The organism is Isoptericola jiangsuensis (genome assembly GCF_002563715.1).
GTDB classification, from domain to species: domain Bacteria; phylum Actinomycetota; class Actinomycetes; order Actinomycetales; family Cellulomonadaceae; genus Isoptericola; species Isoptericola jiangsuensis.
In genome coordinates, this window is the sequence record NZ_PDJJ01000001.1 from 3,579,598 (window position 1) to 3,595,431 (window position 15,834).

The window sequence follows — 15,834 nt, forward strand, 5'->3', positions numbered from 1 at the left end:
GGGGACACGACGACCACCCGCGGCAGTCCCGCGGAGGCCGCCACCTCGCAGGCGCGACGACGCGCCGCCTGTCCTCGCCCCCCGAGGAGGTGTCGTGATGGCCGACGAGTTCCTCGTGCTCGGCCTCGGAGACGAGCACATGAAGGTCGGCAAGTCCTACCTGCTGCTCGGGGTCGCGCCCACCGCGGCGAAGGCCCGCGAGCTCGCCGAGGAGCTGCCCGCGGCCACGGCGTCCCGCGTCGTGATCGCCCAACGGCACGCCCTCGTCCGCCGGGTCCCCGCCGTCCGGCTCGAGGACCTCGATGACAGCCTCGTCGACACGGCCACGTCGGCCCGCGCGACCTCCCGAAAGGAAGCCTCGTCATGACACGCGCAGTCCAGGAGCTCTCCCAGATCCCCTTCGCCCACCTCATCGGCGGACCCATGAAGGCGGCCGTCGAGGCGCAGGCGCTCGCCGCGCAGAGCACGGTCGAGTTCATCCAGAAGGTCGGCTTCAAGCAGCCCGCCACGGGCGTCGCCGGCGACATGCTCTTCACCAACCAGTCCGGGAACGCCGAGGCGGGCGAGATCCGCAGCGTCACGTTCGAGTACGAGAAGACCGACGAGAACAACGACGCCGCCACCTTCTCCCTGACCGTGCCGCTGCTCGCCATCGTGCCCATCCCGTACCTGCGCATCGACGAGATGACGATCGACTTCAAGGCGAAGCTCACCGACTCCGTCGTCCGCAACACCAACACGTCCTTCGAGCTCAACACGTCCGTGGGCGGCAGCTACAGCGCCTTCTGGTCCCCGGTGAAGCTCGACTTCCGCGTCAACGCCGCGTTCAAGACGTCCAGCGCGTCCCAGGCGACGTCGACCCGGGAGTACTCCATGGACATCCACGTGCGCGCCGTGCAGGACACCATGCCGGCCGGGCTGTCGCGCGTCATCGACATCCTCGAGGCCGCCATCGTCGAGGAGAAGGAAGCCGCGTGACGACCGGAAGGGCTGACACATGGCCAGGCTGAGCAGCATCGTCGGCGGCCTCCTGCGCGACCTCGCCGAGAGCCACAGCGTCGCCGACGCCTTCACCGTCCAGACGCTCGAGACGTACCGTCACGACCCGGTGCTGTCCCAGCTGCCCGTCCCGAGGATGGCGATCGGCGAGGTGCAGCTCACGCTGCGCTTCGTCGTCGACGCCGTCGAGGACCCGACCGGCACGGTCGACCCCCAGCAGCTCCTCGACGTGTGGCGTGCCGCCGTGCGGGACCGCGTCCTGCCCCGGGCGCTCGCGTCCGCCGGACGCCTCGACAACCCGCGGATCGTCGCCGCCCTCGACAAGCGGCTCGCCCGCCCGGGGGTGGCGCAGGAGGTCGACCTCGCCTCGGCGCTCGACCCGAGCCGCACCGGCACCCTCGACGACCTCACCGTGAAGTTCGTCGAGGAGCAGGTCGCCGCGCTCGCCCCCACCTTCCGCAAGAGCCTCGACGGCTCGTCGTTCTCCGAGGACCTGAAGGCGGTCGTGGCCGAGGAGGCCGGCGGGATCGAGCGCGAGGTGGAGGCGTTCCGGCAGGCGCAGGTCGCACCCCAGTCCGACGTCGACGTCCGCATCGACGCGGCCGCCCTCGCGGCGACGCCCGAGAGCCAGGTCAGCGAGCTGCGCCTCACCGTGCGGCCCGAGGAGCTGAGCCTCGGCGCGTCGGCCACCACCGGACTGAAGGCGGTGTGACGTGGCGACCGTCATCGACCCGCTGACCGCCCTGACGCTGGGCCAGGCCGTCGGCAACATCATGTCCGCGCTGGTCGACGCCCAGGCGGCCGCCGCCCGCACCACGGTCGACTTCATCGACGAGGTGGGCTTCGACGGCCCCGCCCTCACCGCGCCCGCCGACGCGCAGGACCCGCCCTCGCTGCGCCAGGTCTCGTTCAGCTACCGCAAGCGGGACGAGAACGGCGACGAGTCCGACTTCGAGGTACGCATCCCCCTGCTGGGCCTCGTCGACGTCCCCCTCATCGCGGTCCGGCGGGCCACCATCGACCTGGAGTTCCAGGTGTCGACGGTCGACGAGACCCCCACCAGGGCGACCCCGGCGTCGTCGTCGCCCGCCGTCGCGTCGTTCGCCCGGCCCGCCGTCCTGCGCGGGCAGGTGCTCAGCGGCCGGGCCACCCCGACCGACCAGCGGGCCTCCATCAAGGTGCGGGTCGAGGTGGAGAAGGCCGAGATGCCGCCCGGCCTGCTGCGCGCCCTCGACATCCTGGAGGTCGCCGCGAACGAGTCCAAGACCGAACCACAGGGGTGAGCCGATGTCCGTGGACGAGCTGACCCGCAACATCGTGCGGACCGTCGCCACCGCCGAGACGATCCTCACCCACTTCGAGGACGCCCTGCGCCGGTCCGGGTTCGCCGAGGGCGCCGAGCAGTACGGCCAGCTCGCCGACACCCTCCTCGGCCAACGGATGTGGGCGGCCTCCAGCGGCCAGCCGTCCGGAGCGCGCTTCGGCGCCGTGGGCGAGCGAGCCCAGGCGATCCACGCCCTGCTGCTGCCGTACGTGGAGGCGTTCCGCAAGATGGGGGCGCTCGCCGAGCCCGCGCTCGCCGACCCGCCGCCGACGGACGACGCCCCGCAGGACGCCGACGTCGCGCCCGTGCCGCAGGAGACCGGCGGCGCCGCGGGGCGCGTCCTCGCCGCCCTCGAACGGTCCGGCCGCCCGCTGTCGATGACGGCCCTGCGGGCCGAGCTGCGGGTCCCCCGGGCCGAGCTCGACGCGGCGGTCCGGTGGCTCGGCGAGGAGCACCTCGTCGAGGTGCGGGACGCGGGCGGGCGCCAGATGGTGCGGAGCCTGCCGTGAGGGTCGGGATCCTGAGCCTCGGCAGCCGCGGCGACGCGTCGACCTTCCAGGCCGGCGCGGTCGCGCTCGGGTTCACCGCGACCGCGCCGATCAAGAAGTCCGCCCCGACCCTCGCCGAGCTGAAGGACTTCTTCGCCCACGACCACGAGTGGCTCTACCTCGGGGGCCACTTCGGTGGGCGCGAGCTGTCCAACGACGCCGGCGACGTCACGCTCACCTTCCACGCCGACAGGATCGAGCTCGCCTCGGGCAAGGAGTCGGCGACCCTCCGTCGCGGTTCGGCGGACCTCGGCGTCGTCCCCCGGCTCGTGCTGTGGGGCGGGTGCAGCACCCTCGGCAACAACCAGCTCGTCGCCGACCTCGGCGTCCTGTTCGGCGCCCACGCCATGCTGGGCTTCCGCGACGTCACCGGCTGGAAGATGGTCGACGCCGCGCTCGGCAAGGGATTCCTGGCGGGCAAGAAGCACTTCTTCACCCGCGTCGCCGCGGACTCGACGCCCGCGGTCCTCACCGACGCGTGGATGCAGACCGCGAAGCTCGGCTGGGGCGGCGGGACCGAGGAGCACCGGTTCGCCGCCGTGGACGACACCGGTCAGCGCTGGGTCCTGCGCGACGGACGCGTCGTCAAGGACAAGAAGCTGTTCTGAGCCCGCCGTCAGCGACGCAGCGCCCGCTTCGCGAGCGTGTTCCCCAGCCACTGCACCAGCTGCACGATGACGACGATGATGACCACGACGACGGCCGTCACCGCCCAGTCGTACTGGCGGTACCCGTACTGGATCGCGAAGTCACCCAGACCGCCCGCGCCCAGGTACCCGGCGATCGCCGACATGTCGAGCACGCCCACGAACAGGAACGTGTAGCCGAGGATCAACGGCGACAGCGCCTCCGGCACGACGACGGTGCGGACGATCCGCAGCGGCGTCGCCCCCATCGCACGGGCCGCCTCGATGACCCCCGGGTCGATCGACACCAGGTTCTGCTCCACCAGGCGCGCGAACACGAACGACGCCATCACGCACATCGCGAACGTGAACGCCTCGATGCCGATCGTCGTGCCGACGACGGCACGCGTCACCGGGCCGAGTGCCACCAGGAAGATGAGGAACGGCACCGGCCGCACCACGTTCACTGCGAGGTTCAGCACGGCGAACACGCCCCGGTTCGCCAGCAGGTTGCCCGGCCGCGTCAGGTACAGCCCCAGCCCGATCACGAGGCCGAAGAACCCGCCCACGACCAGCGTGATGAGCACCATGTACACGGTCTGGCCGAACGCGTCGACCAGCAGAGGTGCGAGATCAGGTCTCATCAGTCGATCCCTCCCAGGGCTGCGGTGGTGCCGCCGAACGTGCCGCCGCCCGGCAGCCGGGGCGGCAGGTCGGCGGTCGGTCGGGTCTGGCCCGGCTCGACGACGTCGTCCGGGGCGGCGGGCAGGTCGCCCGCGTCGTCGACCGGCCGGGCGGCGGTGCCGTGGTCGGCGACGACCGTCACGCGCCGCAGCGCGTCGAGCGCGGCCGTGACGGCGTCGTCGGACCCGACGAGCTCGAGGGTGAGCGACCCGTAGGGGCGCTCCGCGACCTCGGAGATGCCGCCGTAGACGATGGTGCCGGTGACGCCGTGCTCGGCGAGCGCGCCCATCACCTGGGCGGACGACCCGGCGACCTCGTCGACCCGGACCGTGACGATGCGCCCGGCGTGCCGGGTGCGCAGCCGTGCGAGGACGGCGTCGGACGGGCGGTCCCGCAGGGCCGAGGCGACGAAGCGACGCGTGACCGCGTGGCGCGGGGCGCTGAAGATGGAGTAGGCGTCCCCGACCTCGACGACGCGGCCGTGCTCCATGACGGCCACGCGGTGACAGATGGACCGCACGACCTCCATCTCGTGCGTGATGACGACGACGGTGATGCCGAGCTCGCGGTTCACGCGCTGCAGCAGGGCGAGGACGTCGGCCGTGGTCTCGGGGTCGAGCGCGCTCGTGGCCTCGTCGGCGAGGAGGATCCGCGGGTTCGCGGCCAGCGCCCGGGCGATGCCGACGCGCTGCTTCTGCCCGCCGGACAGCTTCGCGGGGTGGACGCCCGCCTTGTCCGCGATGCCGACGAAGTCGAGCAGCTCGGCGACCCGGGCGTCCCGGTCGGCGCGGGACCAGCCCGCGACATCCAGCGGGTAGGCGACGTTCCCCGCGACCGTGCGCGACGACAGCAGGTTGAACTGCTGGAAGATCATGCCGATGCCGGCGCGGACCGGTCGCAGGCGCGCCTCGCTCAGCCCCGTGAGGTCGGTGCCGTCGACGACGACCGCGCCGGACGTCGTCGTCTCCAGGGCGTTGACGAGCCGCACGAGCGTGGACTTGCCGGCGCCCGAGTAGCCGATGACGCCGAAGATCTCCCCGGCCGCGACGTCCAGCGTGACGCCGTCGACGGCCCGCACGGCGGCGCCGTGACGCCGTCCCCGACGGAACCCTCGGGGGGCGGGGAACTCCTTGACGACGTCGCGAAAGCTGATGATGGGCTCGCTCACGACTCTCCTTTCGAACGACTCTCGACCGCGACTCAGCGCGGCTCCCCGCGACTCAGCGCAACTCTCCGCGACTCAGCGCAGGTTCCCGTGACTCAGCGCAACTCTCCGCGAGTCAGCGCGGGAACCCGCGAGTCAGCGCTGTCGGCCGCGAGTCAGCGCGGGATCTTGCAGGATCCCGCGCTGACTCGGACGGATCTGCGCTGAGTCACGGGAACCTGCGCTGACTCGGCGGAACCTGCGCTGACTCGCGGGCGGGACGGATCAGCCCTGGGCGGCAAGGTTCGTCTCGATGCCGTCGAGGATGGCCTGGAGGTCGGCGGCGTCGTTGTCCTTGATGACGCCGGTGCCGCCGGAGGCCTCGATGACGCCCTCCTCGACCTCGGTGGTGTGGAAGATGTCGACGAGCTTGTTCAGCGTCTCGTCGTCGGCGTCCTCGGCCCGGGAGACCCAGATGTTGATGTAGGGCTCGGCGGCCGACGCGTCGGGGTCGTCGGAGAAGATCGCGTCGTCGACGGTGAGGCCGGCGTCGCCGACGAAGTCGTTGTTGATGATCGACGCGTCGACGTCCTGGAGGGCGAGCGCGGTCTGCGCGGCGTCGACGGGGGTGACGGTGACCTTCGACTCCTCGGCGACGACGTCGGCGGGGGTGGAGAACGAGTTGCCGCCGTCGCGCAGCGTGAGGAGGCCGGCCTCCTGGAGGACGAGAAGGGCGCGCGCCTGGTTGGTCTCGTCGTTGGGGATGGCGACCTGGCCGCCGGCGGGGATCTCGTCGAGGCTCGCGTGGGCGGTCGAGTAGAGGCCGAGCGGATAGACGGCGGTGGCGCCGATGGGGGTGAGGTCGTCGCCGCGGGCCACGTTGTAGCCGGCGAGGAACTGCAGGTGCTGGAACTGGTTGAGGTCGAGGTCGCCGTCGGACAGCCCCTGGTTGGGCAGCTGGTAGTCGGAGAAGTTCTCGATCTCGACGGTGATGCCCTCGGCCGCGGCGGCCTCGGTGAAGGTGGTCCAGTAGTCCTCGCCGGAGGAGACGACGCCGATGCGGATCGGGTCCTCGGGGGTGCCGGCGGCGGGGGCGGCGGCCTCGCTGTCGCCACCGCAGGCGGCGAGGGCGAGGACGGAGGCGAGGGTGCCGGCGGCGAGCAGGGTGGAGCGCAGGTTCACGATGGTGTCCTTCGGGCAGGGCTGCACGACGGCGGGTCTCGCCGGTGCGGGGAGGGTGAGGGGTGCGAGCCGCGGCCATCAGCGCGCGGCGGGCGAGCCGTCGGTGGTCGACGGCGGTGGGGGCGGGGGCGTGTCAGCCCCGGCGCATTCGCCCGCTGGCCGCAGGACAGCACATGCCGGCGCGCAGGGTGCGGCGCGCGGGGCTGGGTGCTGGGCTGACGGTGCGGTGCATGGCACCAGATGACCATCCGGGGGGCGGGTTCTCCAACTCGGAACCCGGGAAATCCCACTCTTCGGACGATTCGACGTCCGCATCGCGAGATCGGTGCCGAGAACGGGGCAAAACGCCCATCGTCGGGCAGCAAAGGACCCCTCGCGCACCCACCAGAGCTCACTTACCCTTGCTGCCTTCCGGCCCTGGGGGAGTTCGGCGAGATGGTGCCGCACGAGGGGTCTGCCCCCACCCTAACCGAGACCCGGGCCTGTTCCGAAACCCGTCCGCACCCCGGCCTCGCGAGCGGGTCGTGCACCTCACAGCACCCCGATTCGGAGTCCGGGCCCTGCGTCCGCTATTCTGCTGAAGTTGCCTGCGCAGACGTGCAGCGGGTGGCACCAAAGGAGGATTCGCCTAGCGGCCTATGGCGCACGCTTGGAAAGCGTGTTGGGTTCACGCCCTCGGGGGTTCGAATCCCCCATCCTCCGCCGGCCGAAGGCCCGCACCGAACGGTGCGGGCCTTCGTCGTACCCGCCGGACGCACCGGCGGGGACGAGGTCACGTCAGAACGCCGGGTCGGCGAGGGCGATCAGCTCGTCCGCCTGCTCGACGAACCACTGGCCGGCCGGCGGGTCGACCATCCCGCGCTCGGGGTCGAGCGGGCCGCCCGTGCCGCGGTAGCACTGGCCGTCCGACTCCCCCGGCACCTTGATCCACAGGTACGCGTCGACCAGCGGGTCGTCGACGTCGAGCGTGGGTCGCGCACCGAGCCCGCGGTCCGGCGGGTTGCACCACGTCTCGGCGTCCGGGTAGGTGTTCGCCGACGTCGACGGGTCCCACGGCCCCTGCCCGTTGCGGGAGGTGTCGATCACGAAGTGCGTGGACGGCTCGACGTCGCCCAGCGCCGCCGCGTACCGCGAGTCGATGCCGAGCGTGTTGCGGTCCAGCGGTACCTCGTCGAGCGGACCCGACGACCACGGGGCGAACGACGTCATGGCCGTGCCCTGCCAGTCGGTGGCCGGGCCGCCGTTCCAGTACTGGTTGCCGCAGTCGCCCGGCGCGCCGCCCACCTCCGTGACCAGCGCGAGGCACGAGCTGATCCAGCGGCCGTAGGCGGTGACGTTGGTCGTGTGCTCGTAGTTGGAGGCGTTGAGGAAGAACCCGTCGGCGCGCTCGACGCCCGCCTGGAGCAGCCGGTCCGTGATGTCGCCGACGTTGAGCCACCCGCTGTGGGTGCCGTCCAGGTAGACCGAGGTGCCGGCGAGGCCCGCGAAGGCGTCGACGGCGTGGTTCAGCATGGCGAACCTCTCGGCGGCGGCGGTCTCCGCGTCGGCCTCGGCGGGTCGGCACCACTCCTCGGTGCCCTCGAACGTCGTGTACCAGGGGATGATCCCCAGGCCGTCCGGCTCGAGGACGACGATCGCCTGCTTGTTGCCGATGCCGCGGGCGAACGCGTCGATCCACGCCTCGTACTCGGCGGCGCTGGTGGCGCCGCCCGCGGAGTACTGGGCGCAGTCGCGGAACGGCAGGTTGTAGGCGACGAGCACGGGCACCTGGCCGGCGGCGTGCGCGTGCACGACGACGTCCTTGACGTCCTGCTTGACGCTGACGGGGGTGCCGCCGGTGAACCAGGTGGCGGTCGGCACGGCGGCGAGGGCCTCGGCGTCGGCGCGGGCGTCGCCCTGGAGGTCGAGCTCGGCGACGTGCTGCCGGGTGGAGCTGTCGGGGTTCGTCCACAGGACGGGGTCGCGGGGCGGCGGCGGGGCCGCCGACGCGGAGCCGGCGACCAGTGCGGGAACGGTGAGGAGCGCGGCGGCGGCGATCGCCGCCACCCGACGGAGCGCGGGCGCACCGGCGTGGTGGGACATGATCGATCTCCTTTGATCGGACGGTGGTCCCGACCGGCTGTGGAAGCGCTACCACGCCGGTCAGGGCACCAGTGTCCCGCATCCGCGGGGCCCACACCAGCCGACCCGACCCCGCCGGGCGCCCGGCCCGGCCCGACCGGTGCCCCCTACGATGGCAGCCATGATCTTCAAGGCCGTGGGCGCAGGACGCCCCTACCCGGACCACGGACGCGACGGCGTCGGGGACTGGTCGGACGTCCCGCCCCGACAGGTGCGCCTCGACGAGCTCGTGACGACCAAGCGGACCCTCGACCTCGACGCCCTGCTGGCCGACGACTCCACGTTCTTCGGCGACCTCTTCGCCCACGTCGTCGAGTACCACGGGGTGCTCTACCTGGAGGACGGTCTGCACCGCGCCGTCCGGGCCGCCCTCCAGCAGCGGCCCATCCTCCACGCTCGCGTCCTCACGGTGGCGTGAGGCCGGTGATTCTCGGATTCTCGGGTAGTTTCGTCGCGTGACCTCGACAGCTCAGGACCCGGCACGCGTCACCCGGCGCCGCCGCAAGCACGAACGCCAGGCCGTGATCTTCGGGCTGCTGCTGGCGTTCCTCGTGCTGGTCGGCCTGGGTGCCGTCGCCATCTACACGGACACGATCGAGGCGCCGTTCGCCGAGCCGATCCACACCCCGGCGGCCACGGCCACCGCCATGCGCCCGGCCTGCCTGCCGGAGTCCGCCGACGGCACCCTCCCGCTGGCGTACGACAAGGTGCGGGTGCGGATCTACAACGCCGCGGACGACCGGTTCGCCCTCGCCGGCGCCAACGAGGAGGTCCTCAGCGAGCGCGGCTTCGACGTCCGCGACTCCGGCGACTTCTCCCGCCCCGTCGAGGGCCTGTCCGAGATCCGGTACGGCGCGAAGGGGGTCGTCGCGGCCTACACGCTCGCCGCGCAGTTCCCCGACATCGAGCTGATCCTCGACGACCGCAACGGCGCCGTCGTGGACCTCGTCGTCGGCACGGAGTGGGTGGAGCCGCTGCCGGTCGAGGAGGTCCCGCTCGCGGCGGACCAGCCGATGCAGAACCTGCCGGGCTGCCAGCCGGTCGACGAGATCACCCCCGTCGCGCGCGAGTACGGGCTCGGGCGGGACCCCCAGGAAGAGGCCCCGCCCGAGGACGCCTGACGTCAGTCGGACGTCGTCCCGTCCGACCCCACCGGGGAGTCGTCGACGCGGTCGTCCGTCATCGACGCGGACGCCGGGGAGGCGATCTCCGCGGTCGTCCCGCGCCAGCGGCCGATCGTCCGCATGAGGTGGTAGATCACCAGGGCGGCCGCAGTGCCGAGCGCGATGCCCTCGAACACGAGGTCGCCCACGCCCCACGTGTAGTTGGCGATGCCGATGATGAGCGGCACGGCCGCCGTCGTGAGGTTCACCGGGTCGGCGAAGTCCACCTTGTTCTGCACCCAGATGCGGAACCCGAGCACGCCGATCATGCCGTACAGCACCGTGGTGACGCCGCCGAGGACGCCGACGGGCACACTGTTGATGATCTCGCCGAACACCGGGGAGAACGACAGCAGCAGCGCACCGATGCCCGCCACCCAGTACGCGGCGGTGGAGTAGACGCGGGTGGCGGCCATGACGCCGATGTTCTCGGCGTACGTGGTGGTGCCGGAGCCGCCGCCGGTGCCGGCGAGCGTGGTCGCCACGCCGTCGGCGATGAGCGCGCGGCCCATCCGGTCGTCGAGGTTCTGGCCGGTCATCGCGGCGACCGACTTCACGTGGCCGACGTTCTCGGCGACGAGGACGAACACGACGGGCAGGAAGAGCCCGAGGACCGACAGGTCGAACGTCGGCGCGGTGAAGTCCGGGAGACCGAAGAGGTCCGCCTGCTCGACCTGGCTGAAGTCCACCTCGCCGCGGACGACCGCGACGACGTAGCCGACCAGGACGCCGAGGAGGATGGACAGACGCCCCAGGATGCCGCGGAACAGCACGGAGATGAGCACCACGGACGCCAGGGTGACGGTGGCGGTCACCGGGGCGAGCTGGTAGTTGTTCCAGGCGGCCGGGGCCAGGTTGAGGCCGATGAGGGCGACGATGACGCCCGTGACGACCGGGGGCATGACGACGTCGATCCAGCGCGGGCCCGCGAAGTGCACGACCACGCCGACCAGCACGAGCAGGAGACCGGTGACGAGGATGCCGCCGACCGCCGCCGAGTGGCCGCCGGACGCCGTCGCCGCGCCGATGGGCGCGATGAACGCGAAGCTCGACCCCAGGTAGCTCGGCAGGCGGTTGCCCGTGATGAGCAGGAACCCGATGGTGCCGATCGCCGAGAAGAACAGCGTCGTCGACGGCGGGAAGCCCGTGATCAGCGGGACGAGGAACGTCGCACCGAACATGGCGACGATGTGCTGGAGGCCGATGCCGATCGTCCGCGGCCACGAGAGCCGTTCGCCGGGGGCGACGACCTCGCCCGGGGCGACCCGGCGACCGTCGCCGTGCGTGGTCCATCCGCGCTGCATGATGCTCCGTCCGTGAAGAAGGTGTGAAGAGTCGCCTCACTGTACCCGCGCGGACCGCAGCATCCCGCTGGTCCCGGCGTGGGCTGACTCACGCCGACCGGCACCGCCCCCCTGGCCGAACCCGCCGCTGCGGTCAGGTGCGCGACGCGATCCAGGCGAGCAGCCAGGCGCGGGTGGAGCCGTCGTCGATGCGCTCGTCCGGCAGGTCCCGGGCGACGTCGAGCGCCGCGGCGGCGTCCTGCGGCCCGAGCAGGGCCGCGTACCCGAGGAGCTGGTCGCCGAACATGACGTCCCAGGTCGCGGGGTCCGCCCACAGGTCGTCGGTGCCGAGCGCCTCGACGAGGTTCGCCCGCACCCGGTCCGGGTCGCCGCCCAGGTACGTCGAGACTCCCGTGACGGGCAGCACGAGGATCCCCAGGGCCGCGCTCGGCTCCGCGGAGAACCACGTGGCGCGCTCCCGCTTGCCGTCCCACACGAGCGACGTCACGGACGCCTCCAACCCGTCGACCGCGGGGTCGGCGGTGTCGAAGTCCGTCCAGTAGGCCCGCGCGGACGCCGCCTCCGCGGACAGCAGCCAGCGCGCCTCCCCCGCGAGGGCGTCGTCGCCGCGGGCGTCCGCCCACAGCGCGAGCCCGTTCCACGCGTTCACCGCCTCCGACGACGACTCCTGGTTGTTCCCGTCCCCGAACGGCGCCTGGCCGGACGCCCACGAGTGCCCCATGACGACGTCGAACACCCGCAGCGCGGGCATCGGGGCGCCACCGTCGACCGGCACGTCCGCGCCCGCGGCCACGTCCGCCGCGAGCAGGTCGACCACCGGCGCGAGGTCGTCGCCCAGCGCCGGGTCGTCGGCCGCCAGCACGCCCGCCGCGTAGAGCAGGTAGCCGTAGTGGAAGTGGTGGTCGTTGCCCTCGTCGCTGCCGAACGACGGCGCCTGCCCGACGACGGTGCGCAGGGACCCGTCGAACGTGAAGCAGCGTTCGGGGCGGGTCGTGCAGCCGTCCGGCTCGGTCCAGGTGCGCAGGTCCGTCACGAGGGAGTCGTGCAGGTCGGCGGCGACGCCGTCCAGCCCCAGCTCGCGGGCCAGCGACCACAGGTTCGCGTCCCGCGCCAGGGCCTTGCCGCCGAAGTAGGTGTCCGCCGGACGCACCTCCGCGAGCACCGCGGCGGCGTCCGCACGCACCTGGTCGGCGAGCTCGTCACGCAGGCCGGCGTCCACGCCGGACAGGTCGGGAGCGGCCGCCGGTTCGCGGGCGGGCACCGTCCAGCCGAGGGTCGTCGCGAGACAGACGTCGGCCGTGCCGAGCACCGTGGCGTACGTGCCGAGCCCGCACGTCACGTCGTCCGCGGCGTCCCCCTGGTGCGGGAACCGCACGACCACCGCCGGACCACCGCCCGCCGTCGCCCAGGTGAGATCGGTGGTGACGTCGTCCGCGGACGTCGCGTACCCCACCTCCGCGGCGACCACCGGGTCGCGGACCGCCTCGACGAGGTCACCGAGCGACCCCTCGCCGCCGTCCGGAGCGACCAGCCACGACACCGTGTCGTCCGCCGCGAGCGCCAGCGACGTACCGTCCTCGGCGAGGACGCCGGTGACGTCGAGGCCGTCCGCCCCGACGAGCACGTGGGTGCGCCCCTCGACGTCCGTCGCGGCGACGTCGGCGGGCAGGCCGTCCGTCGCGGCGAAGGGCCGGCCGAGAGCGAGGTCCTGGTCGCGGCCCGCGGTGTAGGTGACCACCGGGGAGCCGCGGGTGAGGCGCAGGGTGCCGAGCACCGCGTCGTCGCCCGCGACGAGGTCGACGACGACGGTGGCCGCGTCGTAGCCCGACACGACACCGGTCACGGGCTCGCCCAGGTCGGCCTGCACCTGCGCCGCGTGCCCGCCCATGACGAGCGTGCCGTCCGCGGACACGTCCGGCAGGCCGTAGGCGAACCCCGACGCGGTGAGGCCGACCGAGACGGGCAGGGGGAACACGGGCTGCGGGACGTCGCCGAACACCAGCCCGGAGAACCAGCGGTTCGTCGGCGGGGCGAGCCCGTCCGCGAGCCGCATCGGGACGGCCGGGGCGTCGGCGTCGGGCAGCGACGCCACGTCGACGTCGGGCGCCTCGGCGTCCGTCACCGTGACCCCGGACGCGGCCGGCGCCGGCGCGGAGACGACGTCCGCCGTCGTGCACCCCGCGAGCAGGGTCACGACCGCCGCCGCGGCGAGGACGCGACGCGTCCGGGTCACAGGCCCAGCCTCTGCAGGAACCGCTGGAACGCGAGGTCGGGCCCGGCCAGGGGTCCGTCGTCGCGCAGCTCGACGCGCGCCACCACGGGGGTGCCGGGCAGCACGAGCTCGTCGGCGGCCTGCTGGTCCAGGGTCGGGCTGACCACCGACACCGTCGCCTCCGCACGGTTGCGGGTGTTCTGCACGGCGACGGACGCGACCTCGCCGGGCACCTCCGTCTGGTCCGGCAGCACGATGCGGACGTAGGAGCCCTTCTCGATGCGGGCGAAGTCCGCCGGGTCGAGCAGCATCTGCGCGTCCACGCGGGTCGTGCCCGCCTCGTGCAGCGTCGCGACGACCTCGCCCGCCTGGATGAATCCGCCCTGCGTCGCGTCGATCTCCGCGACGACGCCGTCGACCGGCGCGACGACCGTGATCTCGCCGTCGTCCGTCACCTCGTTGACCGACGCCCGCTTCGACACCAGTCCCACGGACAGGTCGTGCGCGAGGACGAGGCTGCGCAGGCTGAACAGGGGCTCGCCCGCCGCGACGGTGTCGCCCTCCTCGACGAACGACTGCAGGATCGTGCCCGCGTAGTCCGTGCCGACCGCGACGTCCTCCGACACGATCGTGGCCTGCGACGACGTCGCCTGGGTCAGCCGGCGGTTCAGCACCAGCGTGAGCGTGGCGCACAGCGCCAGGACGACGACGACGCCGACGGCGAGCTTGAGTCTCGTGGCCCAGGTCATGCGGCACCTCCGGTGGTCACGACGTCGCGCCGGGTGGCCCGACGGGTGGGCGGTACTACATCGGCCCGGCGGGCGGCCCGGGCCGGTCGGCGCGCGGCGCGCTGCTCGCGCACGGCGGCCCGGTGCTCGCGCAGCGCCGTCACGAGGAAGCCGCCGAGGATGACGGTGTTGGTGATGTTCCAGGCCACCGAGAGGCCCGGCAGGCCGTCGTCGCCGCCGTGCTTCCACACCCCCACCACGGAGGTGACCAGCAGGAACACGAAGCACAGCACCTGCGGCACGATCACCTCGAACGGGGACGTGGCGCCGCCGGTCCGCCCCGTGACCGACCAGGCCTGCTGCTTGCCGGTCAGGGCGTTCCAGAACGCCTTGACGTAGATCGGCCAGGACACCGCCGACAGCAGCAGCACCTCCCAGCGGAACGACCCGAGCGTGAAGAACGCCAGCGCGATCTGCAGGCCGTAGAACCCCAGGTAGTACAGCAGCCACGTGCCCACCGACACGTCCAGCCGCATCGGGGCGAGGTCCAGGTAGATCTGCAGCGGCGGCACCAGCAGGAGCAGCAGCGGCGCGATCCCCGACAGGTAGTGGGTCGAGGTGACGAAGTACTGCAGCCGCTGGTCGACGGTCAGCTTGCGGCGGGGCGACAGCGGGTTGTGCTGCAGCAGGATCTCGAACCCGCCCGTCGCCCAGCGCAGCTGCTGCTTCGCGTACGCGACGATCGTCTCCGGGGTGTCGCCGACGGCAAGAGTCTGCGGGATGTAGACGGACCGCCAGCCGCGCTCGTGCAGGTGCAGGGACGTCCACACGTCCTCCGACTTCGAGTCCGTGCACATGCCGCCGATGTCGTCGATGGCCTCGCGACGGAACATCACGTTCGTCCCCACGCAGAACGCCGCGTTGAACCTGTTCCGGCCCGGCTGCACGAACCGGTAGAACACGGCCTGCATGTACCCGGCACCGCGCGAGATGAGGGTGTGCATGTTGCCGTACGTCTGCGGCGACTGGACGAACGCGACGTCGTCACGCACGAAGAACGGGACCATCTCGACGAGCAGGTCCGGCTTCGGCACGAAGTCGGCGTCCAGCACCACGAACAGGTCACCCTTCGCGATGCTCAACGCGTGGTTGATGTTCCCGGCCTTCTGCCCGCCGCTCGACATCCGCCGCACGTACCGGGCACCCAGCGTCGCCGCGAGGTCCCGCACCTCGTCGTCCCGGCCGTCGTCCAGCACCCACGTCCGGTGCGACCCGTGCACCGCCATCGCCGCGCGCACCGTCCGCGCGATCGTGTCCACGTCCTCCCCGCACGTCGTGACGAAGACGTCGACCTCCACCGGACGGTCGTGCAGGTACAGGCGCCACCGCGTCGGGTCGTCCGCCACCCCCTCGCGCAGGATCTCCGGCGCGTCGAACATCCGGTCCCGCGCATGGTGGTACGCGAAGTCGCGCGGGTTGTACCCCGACGACAGCACCGTCCACATCGCCAGCAGCGCCAGCCCCAGCAGCACGCACTCCGCCGTGATCACCAGCGCGTACGGCAGCCAGTCACCCCGATGGTCCGGGTCCAGCAGGAACACCGCGTACGCCACCGCACCCAGGGTGGCCAGCATCATGATCAGCATCAGCGACGGCGAGTGCGCCGCCGCGTTCGCGTCCCGACGGCGAGCCGCAGCCTGCGGGTCGCCCTGGATCGTCGTGGTCGGCACCGGCGGAGGACCCGCAGGGAACGGGAGCTCCGGGGTGCGCGTGTCGAGCGTGGTCATCGGCGTGTCCCA

At 72.5% G+C, this 15,834-nt stretch carries 16 protein-coding genes, 1 tRNA gene and 1 other RNA gene; 9 read left to right on the top strand and 9 right to left on the bottom strand.

Annotated features, from left to right (window positions below):
* Window positions 1-97: 97 nt before the first annotated feature.
* Genes ATJ88_RS16110 through ATJ88_RS18440 form a run of 6 tightly spaced genes read left to right on the top strand, consistent with a single transcriptional unit; the run spans window position 98 to window position 3,479 of the window.
* Window positions 98-367 carry a hypothetical protein gene (locus ATJ88_RS16110; RefSeq protein ID WP_098464704.1) on the top strand — a complete coding sequence of 90 codons (270 nt, stop codon included), beginning with the start codon at window positions 98-100 and terminating at the stop codon, window positions 365-367.
* Window positions 364-978 (top strand): DUF2589 domain-containing protein, encoded by a 615-nt coding sequence (locus ATJ88_RS16115; protein ID WP_098464705.1) that lies wholly within the window; start codon window positions 364-366, stop codon window positions 976-978. The genes ATJ88_RS16110 and ATJ88_RS16115 overlap by 4 nt, the downstream gene beginning before the upstream one ends.
* 19 nt (window positions 979-997) lie before the next feature.
* On the top strand, window positions 998-1,711 hold the full coding sequence (locus tag ATJ88_RS16120; protein ID WP_098464706.1) for a hypothetical protein: 714 nt from the start codon (window positions 998-1,000) through the stop codon (window positions 1,709-1,711).
* A 1-nt stretch (window position 1,712) separates the two neighbouring features.
* On the top strand, window positions 1,713-2,282 hold the full coding sequence (locus ATJ88_RS16125) for a DUF2589 domain-containing protein (RefSeq protein WP_098464707.1): 570 nt from the start codon (window positions 1,713-1,715) through the stop codon (window positions 2,280-2,282).
* Window positions 2,283-2,286: 4 nt separating this feature from the next.
* Complete coding sequence (locus tag ATJ88_RS18435; protein ID WP_170023672.1) at window positions 2,287-2,832, top strand: hypothetical protein; 546 nt, start codon at window positions 2,287-2,289, stop codon at window positions 2,830-2,832.
* Window positions 2,829-3,479: a hypothetical protein gene (locus ATJ88_RS18440; RefSeq protein ID WP_170023674.1), complete on the top strand. Its 651-nt coding sequence runs from the start codon at window positions 2,829-2,831 to the stop codon at window positions 3,477-3,479. The genes ATJ88_RS18435 and ATJ88_RS18440 overlap by 4 nt, the downstream gene beginning before the upstream one ends.
* Before the next feature lie 8 nt (window positions 3,480-3,487).
* Here ATJ88_RS18440 and ATJ88_RS16135 read toward each other — a convergent pair whose 3' ends face one another.
* The 4 genes from ATJ88_RS16135 to ffs form a co-directional block, all read right to left on the bottom strand.
* Complete coding sequence (locus tag ATJ88_RS16135; protein WP_098464709.1) at window positions 3,488-4,141, bottom strand: methionine ABC transporter permease; 654 nt, start codon at window positions 4,139-4,141, stop codon at window positions 3,488-3,490.
* Window positions 4,141-5,349, bottom strand: coding sequence for a methionine ABC transporter ATP-binding protein (locus ATJ88_RS16140; RefSeq protein WP_170023676.1), 1,209 nt, complete (start codon window positions 5,347-5,349; stop codon window positions 4,141-4,143). Before ATJ88_RS16140 ends, ATJ88_RS16135 begins: the two co-directional genes overlap by 1 nt.
* A 261-nt stretch (window positions 5,350-5,610) precedes the next feature.
* Window positions 5,611-6,507, bottom strand: coding sequence for a MetQ/NlpA family ABC transporter substrate-binding protein (locus tag ATJ88_RS16145; RefSeq protein WP_098464711.1), 897 nt, complete (start codon window positions 6,505-6,507; stop codon window positions 5,611-5,613).
* A gap of 361 nt (window positions 6,508-6,868) precedes the next feature.
* Window positions 6,869-6,965, bottom strand: an RNA gene (gene ffs / locus ATJ88_RS16150) — signal recognition particle sRNA small type.
* Between the two features lie 159 nt (window positions 6,966-7,124).
* On the opposite strand from ffs, the gene ATJ88_RS16155 reads away from it, so the two are divergent.
* A tRNA-Ser gene (locus tag ATJ88_RS16155) sits at window positions 7,125-7,209 on the top strand.
* A 75-nt stretch (window positions 7,210-7,284) separates the two neighbouring features.
* Here the strand turns inward: ATJ88_RS16155 and ATJ88_RS16160 are convergent.
* Window positions 7,285-8,589 (bottom strand): glycoside hydrolase family 6 protein, encoded by a 1,305-nt coding sequence (locus ATJ88_RS16160; RefSeq protein WP_098464712.1) that lies wholly within the window; start codon window positions 8,587-8,589, stop codon window positions 7,285-7,287.
* A 160-nt stretch (window positions 8,590-8,749) separates the two neighbouring features.
* On the opposite strand from ATJ88_RS16160, the gene ATJ88_RS16165 reads away from it, so the two are divergent.
* Together ATJ88_RS16165 and ATJ88_RS16170 are read left to right on the top strand one after the other, a co-directional pair.
* Window positions 8,750-9,046 (top strand): type II toxin-antitoxin system VapB family antitoxin, encoded by a 297-nt coding sequence (locus tag ATJ88_RS16165; protein WP_098464713.1) that lies wholly within the window; start codon window positions 8,750-8,752, stop codon window positions 9,044-9,046.
* A 37-nt stretch (window positions 9,047-9,083) separates the two neighbouring features.
* Complete coding sequence (locus ATJ88_RS16170; protein ID WP_098464714.1) at window positions 9,084-9,749, top strand: LytR C-terminal domain-containing protein; 666 nt, start codon at window positions 9,084-9,086, stop codon at window positions 9,747-9,749.
* Window positions 9,750-9,751: 2 nt separating this feature from the next.
* On the opposite strand, the gene ATJ88_RS16175 is transcribed toward ATJ88_RS16170, so the two are convergent.
* The 4 genes from ATJ88_RS16175 to ATJ88_RS16190 all read right to left on the bottom strand — a co-directional run bounded on the left by ATJ88_RS16175 (window position 9,752) and on the right by ATJ88_RS16190 (window position 15,822).
* Window positions 9,752-11,095: a uracil-xanthine permease family protein gene (locus ATJ88_RS16175; protein WP_098464715.1), complete on the bottom strand. Its 1,344-nt coding sequence runs from the start codon at window positions 11,093-11,095 to the stop codon at window positions 9,752-9,754.
* A gap of 133 nt (window positions 11,096-11,228) precedes the next feature.
* Window positions 11,229-13,328, bottom strand: a complete 2,100-nt coding sequence (locus ATJ88_RS16180; RefSeq protein ID WP_098464716.1) for a glycosyl hydrolase — start codon at window positions 13,326-13,328, stop codon at window positions 11,229-11,231.
* The gene (locus tag ATJ88_RS16185; RefSeq protein WP_098464717.1) at window positions 13,325-14,056 is read right to left on the bottom strand and encodes an efflux RND transporter periplasmic adaptor subunit; all 732 of its coding nucleotides are present in this window, start codon (window positions 14,054-14,056) and stop codon (window positions 13,325-13,327) included. Before ATJ88_RS16185 ends, ATJ88_RS16180 begins: the two co-directional genes overlap by 4 nt.
* On the bottom strand, window positions 14,053-15,822 hold the full coding sequence (locus tag ATJ88_RS16190; protein ID WP_098464718.1) for a glycosyltransferase family 2 protein: 1,770 nt from the start codon (window positions 15,820-15,822) through the stop codon (window positions 14,053-14,055). Before ATJ88_RS16190 ends, ATJ88_RS16185 begins: the two co-directional genes overlap by 4 nt.
* Window positions 15,823-15,834: the final 12 nt, after the last annotated feature.